The sequence below is a fragment of the Streptomyces sp. NPDC058955 genome (genome assembly GCF_042741435.1).
GTDB lineage: Bacteria > Actinomycetota > Actinomycetes > Streptomycetales > Streptomycetaceae > Streptomyces.
Genome location: NZ_JBHYKM010000026.1, coordinates 68,080 through 74,379, shown reverse-complemented (window position 1 = coordinate 74,379; position 6,300 = coordinate 68,080). Strand labels below are relative to the sequence as shown.

The window sequence follows — 6,300 nt, the reverse complement described above, 5'->3', positions numbered from 1 at the left end:
CACCCCGCCCGACCGGCGCACCCCCGGGAACCCGGCCGCCGCCGCGTACGGCCCCGCCCCGCGCGGCGGGGCCGCGCGCGCCCCGCGCGGCGGGCGCGACCCAGAGACGCGCGGGGGGCCCCCCCCCGACCCCCCCGCGGGCCGCCCCCTTCTCGCGTCTCCGGGGCCCTGCGCGGGGCCCTTTCCGCGTACGGGGGCCGCGCTACGGCCGCCAGGACCAGAGCCGCCCGTCCGGACCCAGCCCCACCACCGTCACCCCGCGGACGCCCACGTGGAGCGCGGCGGACACCGCCGGCGGCCCCTGCGTGCGGGTACGCAGCCGGCCGCCGGCCCGCACGCACAGCCGCCCCGCGGCGTCCGTCCCGAGCAGCACCGTGCCCCGCGCGGCCGAGGCCGCCACCCGTACCTCCCCGAAGCCGTCCAGACCCGCGTCGGCGCCGTCCGGGCCGGTCAGCCGCGCCGAGGCCGGCGCCCGGTGGTAGAGCCGGCCGTCCGCGCTCGCCACCGTCGAACCCGACAGCGGCAGCGCCCCCGGAGCCTCCCGCCCGTCCACCCAGTGCCGTACGGACCCGGCGCCCGCCGCGTACACGTGCGTCCGGCCGGCCCGGTCCAGCGAGACGGCCAGACCGTCCTGCACCACCGCGTCCCCGGGCAGCACCCGCCACGGCCCCCACGTGCCGTCCGGCTCGCGGACCCGCTCGGCGACGCCCCGCGCCGCGTTCCGCACGTACAGCCGCACCCGGCCGTCCGGGGCCGCCACCGCCACCGGGGTGCCCAGCCGACGGCTGCGGTCCGCTCCCCGGTCCGGAGCGCCGAGCCCGCGCCAGGCAAGGAACGGGCCGCCGGGGGAGCGCTGTTCGAGGAGGACCACCTCCCGCCGGTTCGGCCCGCCCCGCCCCTCCAGGGCCGCGAACCGCACCCCGAAGAGCAGCACCCGCCCGTCCGGCAGCACGGCCGCGCCGAGCCCGGGCGCCAGCGGCCCGCCGCCCAGGTCCTCCGGCCCGCCCCACACCCCGGGCGAGGTCTCCCGGCGGCGCACCGCGCGCAGCCCCAGCACCCCGTACGCGGCGAGCCGCCCGTCCGGCTCCTCGGCGAGCGCGAGCCCCGGGCCCGGCCAGCGGTGGTGGGTGGAGCGGACCCAGCCCTTGCGGTTGGTCAGCGGCCGGTCGCCGCCCACGCCGTAGTCGCCGCACCCCGACGGATTGCCGCACTCCCAGGACGGGTCGCCGCCGTACGGCACCAGCCGGGCCGCCTTCCCCGCCAGCACGGCGGGCGGCAGGTTCTTCGGCCAGTGCCGGTTGTAGTAGCCGCGGAAGGCGGTCGCCGTGAAGACCGGGACCGGAGCCCCGGCGCGGGTCTCCTCGGCCACCCAGCGGACCAGCGCCGCCCAGCCGAAGCAGGCCGCCGCCGTGTGGTCCCCGTGGTCCGAGAAGCCCGGCTGCTCGGAGTTCCGGCGGCGGGTCGCCTCGTCGCCGGGCTGCACGTCCGGGTCCGGGTCGAGGGTGTGCACCACCGTGGGCCGGTAGCGGCGCAGCAGCCCGGTCAGGGCCGCCACCAGACCGTCGTGGTCGTACGGCCCCGGCCGCGTCACCGGCGAGCCGGCCGAGCGGTGCGCGTACAGCTCCAGGGCCCGGTCCTCCCAGAGCGCGGGCAGCGCCGCGTACCGCCGCGGGGTGTGCATCGGCAGGTCCAGGAAGACCAGCTCCACCCGGCGCCCGCCGTGCGCCAGGACCGCCCGCTCGGCCGTCCGGCCGCCGTCCAGCGCCAGCGCCTCCCGCCGCCAGGGCGCGAACAGCGGCAGGCCCAGCGCCGCCGCGTAGCTCTGCCGCAGCCCCTGCCGGCGGGCGGAGGAGTACGCGGCCCGGTCCGGCGGCGTCCTCGGCATGCCCTCGATCCGGTTGACGCCGGTGTGCTCGCCGGCCGTCACGTACACCGTGACCAGCGGCACCCTGGCGTCGAGCAGCCGCTGCGCGTCCGGGTTCATGAAGTACAGGTCGTCGTCCGGGTGCGCCACGATCTGGAGCAGCAGCGCCCGGCCCGGCTCCCCGCCCGCGAACGGCTTGCCCGGCGCCGGGTCCGGGGCCGGGGAGGCCCGGCGCGCGGCGGGCACGGAACAGCCCGCGGTCAGCGCCGCGCCCACGGCGGTGGCCAGGAGCGTACGGCGGGTCGGTATGTGCACGGCGGACGGCCCTTCCCCCACGATCGGTCCCTGGCTAGACGGCCGGCGCGGGCCCGGGGTTGCCCGCCCGACGGGGTGGGGCCGTCGTCTCGCATGCCGGGACGGACCGGAATGCTTACTGGTGCCTGCATTCACACGGATGTAACACTGCGGCCGGTGGCGGTCCCACAGGTGCGGGGGCGCGCGAGGACGCCGCCCGTCAACGCTCGGCAACGGCGCCGAGCTCCGCACCGCTTCCCTGGCGCGCACCGCCGTGCCAGAAGGGGGTACTCCGTGCCGTCCCGTCCCACCGCCGAGACCACCGCCGCCCGGTCCGCGCTCGACGCGCTGCGCGCCGAGATCGAGCACCGCAACCCGGCCCAGCCCGAGTTCCACCAGGCCGTCCACGAGGTCCTCGACAGCCTGGCGCCCGTCCTCGCCGCCCGGCCCGAGTACGCCGAGCCCGGCCTGCTGGAGCGGCTCGTCGAGCCCGAGCGGCAGATCGTCTTCCGGGTCCCGTGGCAGGACGACCGGGGCCGCGTGCACGTCAACCGCGGCTTCCGCGTCGAGTTCAACAGCGCGCTCGGCCCCTACAAGGGCGGCCTGCGCTTCCACCCCTCCGTGAACCTCGGCATCGTCAAGTTCCTCGGCTTCGAGCAGATCTTCAAGAACGCCCTCACCGGCCTCGGCATCGGCGGCGGCAAGGGCGGCAGCGACTTCGACCCGCACGGCCGCAGCGACGCCGAGGTCATGCGCTTCTGCCAGTCCTTCATGACCGAGCTGTACCGGCACCTGGGGGAGCACACCGACGTCCCCGCCGGCGACATCGGCGTCGGCGGCCGCGAGATCGGCTACCTCTTCGGCCAGTACCGGCGGATCACCAACCGCTGGGAGGCCGGCGTCCTCACCGGCAAGGGCACCGGCTGGGGCGGCTCCGCCATCCGCCCCGAGGCCACCGGCTACGGCAGCGTCCTCTTCGCCGCCGCGATGCTCCGCGAGCGCGGCGAGGACCTGGAGGGGCAGAGCGCCGTCGTCTCCGGCTCCGGGAACGTCGCCCTGTACACCATCGAGAAGCTGCTCGCCCTCGGCGCCCACCCGCTGACCTGCTCCGACTCCAGCGGCTACGTCTACGACGACAAGGGCATCGACCTCGCCCTGCTCAAGCAGGTCAAGGAGGTCGAGCGCGGCCGGGTCGCCGACTACGCCGAGCGGCGCGGCGCCTCCGCCCGCTTCGTGCCCGGCGGCCGGGTCTGGGAGGTCCCCGCCGACCTCGCCCTGCCGTCCGCGACCCAGAACGAGCTGGACGAGGACGACGCCGCCGCGCTCGTCCGCAACGGCGTGAAGGCGGTCGCCGAGGGCGCCAACATGCCCACCACCGCCGGCGCCGTCCACCTGCTCCAGCGGGCCGGCGTCGCCTTCGGCCCCGGCAAGGCCGCCAACGCCGGCGGCGTCGCGGTCAGCGCCCTGGAGATGGCCCAGAACCACTCCCGTACGTCCTGGTCGGCGGCCCGGGTCGAGGAGGAGCTGGCGGGCATCATGACGGACATCCACCGCACCTGCCACGAGACCGCCGAGCGGTACGGCACCCCCGGCGACTACGTCACCGGCGCCAACATCGCGGGCTTCGAGCGGGTCGCGGACGCGATGCTGGCGCAGGGCGTGATCTGACGGATCCCGGCATGTCGAGAGCGCCGCGGCGGCTCCGACCGTAGGGTGACAGCGCGCCGGAGGGGCGCGCGGGGACGGGGAGGACACCCGGGATGAAGTACGTCGCGATGATCTACGGCAACCAGGCCAAGTGGGACGCGTTCCCCGCCGAGGCGTGGCCGGAGGCGATCGCCCGCCAGGAGGCGTTCAACCGGAAGTACCGGGAGACCGGCGAGCTGCTCGGCGCCTACGGGCTCGCCGACGCCGCCGCCGCGATGCTGGTCCGCCGGGAGGGCGGCGCCCCGGCCGTCACCGACGGGCCCTACCTGGAGACCAAGGAGTACCTGGCCAGCTTCTACCTGCTGGACTGCGAGTCCCTGGAGCGGGCCCAGGCGATCGCCGCGGACATGCCCTTCGCGGACGTGGACCCGGTGGAGCTGTGGCCGGTGCTGCACGAGTCCGCGGCGGACGTGTGAGCGAGCCGGCCGGCGTCGAGGAGCTGCTGCGGGCGAGCGCCCCGCGGGTCCTCGGCGCGCTCGTCCGCCGCCACGGCGACTTCTACGGCTGCGAGGACGCCGTCCAGGAGGCGCTGATCGCGGCGGCCCGCCAGTGGCCCGAACAGGGCGTGCCCGAGCGCCCGGGCGGCTGGCTGCTGACCGTCGCCCAGCGCAAGTACGTCGACCAGGTGCGCAGCGAGGCCGCGCGGCGCCGCCGGGAGGACACGGTCGCGCTGGCCACCCCGGCGGCCGAGCTGCTCGCCCCCGCCGCGGACGAGGCGGGGGAGGGGGACGCGGACGACTCGCTCGCGCTGCTCTTCCTCTGCTGCCACCGGGACCTGTCGCCGCCGAGCCGGATCGCGCTGACCCTGCGCGCGGTCGGCGGTCTCACCACGGCGCAGATCGCGGCGGCGTTCCTGGTGCCGGAGGCGACGATGGCGCAGCGGATCAGCCGCGCCAAGCAGACCGTCCGGGCGGCCGGGGACGCCCTCGCGCTGCCGGAGGGCGAGGACCGCACCGCCCGGCTCGCCGAGGTCCGGCACGTGCTGTACCTGGTCTTCAACGAGGGGTACACGGCGAGCGGCGGCGAGGAGCTGACCGCGCCCGAGCTGTCGTCGGAGGCGATCCGGCTGGTCCGGCTGCTGCACCGGCTCGTCCCGGAGGACACCGAGACGGCGGGCCTGCTGGCGCTGATGCTGCTGACCGACGCCCGCCGCCCGGCCCGCACGGGGCCGCGCGGCGAGCTGGTGCCGCTGGCGGAGCAGGACCGGTCCCGCTGGGACGCGGCGCTGGTCGCGGAGGGCGTCGCCCTGATCAGCGGCACGCTGCCGAAGGGGCGGGTCGGGCCGTACCAGATCCAGGCGGCGATCGCGGCGGTGCACGACGAGGCGGAGTCGGCGGAGGCGACCGACTGGCCGCAGATCCTCGCCCTGTACGACCTCCTGGAGCAGGCGGGCCCCAATCCGATGGTCTCCCTGAACCGGGTGGTGGCGGTGGCCATGGTCGAGGGTCCGGCGGCCGGTCTGGCGCTGCTCGACACGCTGGCGGAGGACAAGCGGCTGGCCCGCCACCACCGGCTGCTCGCCACCCGCGCCCATCTGCTGGAGCTGTCCGGCGAGGCGGCGGCGGCCGCGGCGGCGTACCGGGAGGCGGCGCGACGGACGACGAGCGCCCCGGAGCGGCGCCACCTCACGGAGCGGGGCCGCCGGCTGGGGTGAGCGGGCGGGCGCCGGCGGGACCGGGGCGGGACCGGGGCCGGCGGGGCGCGTACGGGGGCCCGTGCGCCCCGTGCGTGTACCCGTACGTGACGTGGGGTACAGTCTTCGACCCCGATTGGCGGCCCGCAGGGGCCGTATGGCAGACTAGCGGGGTTGCTCGGTTGAGTGCCGATGCTGCGCGCCTCCCGCCGGGAGGACCGGAAGCGAGTCCCACAGTACTCGTCGCCCCTTCTCAGGGGCGGACGTACGGGAATCTTCCGGGAAGCGTCAGCGGGGTACCAGCCAGGCGCCCGGTGGGTGTTCACCCCCGTTCCGCGGTCTTCGGCCCGCACCCCCTTGGTTGGGAAATCCTTCGGGACTTCTTCGTAGAGGGAGTGCGACACGCCCGACCGCGTGGGTCGGAGGATGAACGCAAACCGACCGGGTTCCAGGGCGTTAACAAAGAGACAGGACTACGAAGTAGCCATGGCGGGACAGAAGATCCGCATCCGGCTCAAGGCCTACGACCACGAGGTCATCGACTCCTCGGCGAAGAAGATCGTCGAGACGGTGACGCGCACTGGTGCGTCGGTCGCGGGCCCGGTGCCGCTGCCCACTGAGAAGAACGTGTACTGCGTCATCAAGTCGCCGCACAAGTACAAGGACTCGCGCGAGCACTTCGAGATGCGCACGCACAAGCGCCTCATCGACATCCTCGACCCCACGCCGAAGACGGTTGACTCGCTGATGCGTCTCGACCTGCCGGCTGGCGTCGACATCGAGATCAAGCTCTGAGGTGACG

At 75.9% G+C, this 6,300-nt stretch carries 5 protein-coding genes; 4 read left to right on the top strand and 1 reads right to left on the bottom strand.

Features of this window, described 5'->3' with window-relative positions:
• Positions 1-202: 202 nt before the first annotated feature.
• Positions 203-2,179 carry a PIG-L family deacetylase gene (locus ACFW1I_RS13460; RefSeq protein WP_384669404.1) on the bottom strand — a complete coding sequence of 659 codons (1,977 nt, stop codon included), beginning with the start codon at positions 2,177-2,179 and terminating at the stop codon, positions 203-205.
• A 273-nt stretch (positions 2,180-2,452) separates the two neighbouring features.
• Between ACFW1I_RS13460 and gdhA the strand changes: the two genes are divergently transcribed.
• From gdhA to rpsJ, 4 genes are all read left to right on the top strand, one after another.
• Positions 2,453-3,826, top strand: coding sequence for an NADP-specific glutamate dehydrogenase (gene gdhA / locus ACFW1I_RS13455; RefSeq protein WP_384669403.1), 1,374 nt, complete (start codon positions 2,453-2,455; stop codon positions 3,824-3,826).
• A 92-nt stretch (positions 3,827-3,918) separates the two neighbouring features.
• On the top strand, positions 3,919-4,281 hold the full coding sequence (locus ACFW1I_RS13450; RefSeq protein ID WP_319010206.1) for a YciI family protein: 363 nt from the start codon (positions 3,919-3,921) through the stop codon (positions 4,279-4,281).
• Complete coding sequence (locus ACFW1I_RS13445; RefSeq protein WP_384669401.1) at positions 4,278-5,519, top strand: RNA polymerase sigma factor; 1,242 nt, start codon at positions 4,278-4,280, stop codon at positions 5,517-5,519. Before ACFW1I_RS13450 ends, ACFW1I_RS13445 begins: the two co-directional genes overlap by 4 nt.
• Positions 5,520-5,984: 465 nt before the next feature.
• A complete protein-coding gene (gene rpsJ / locus ACFW1I_RS13440) occupies positions 5,985-6,293 on the top strand; it encodes a 30S ribosomal protein S10 (RefSeq protein WP_003948644.1) in 309 nt (102 codons plus the stop codon).
• Positions 6,294-6,300 lie beyond the last annotated feature (7 nt).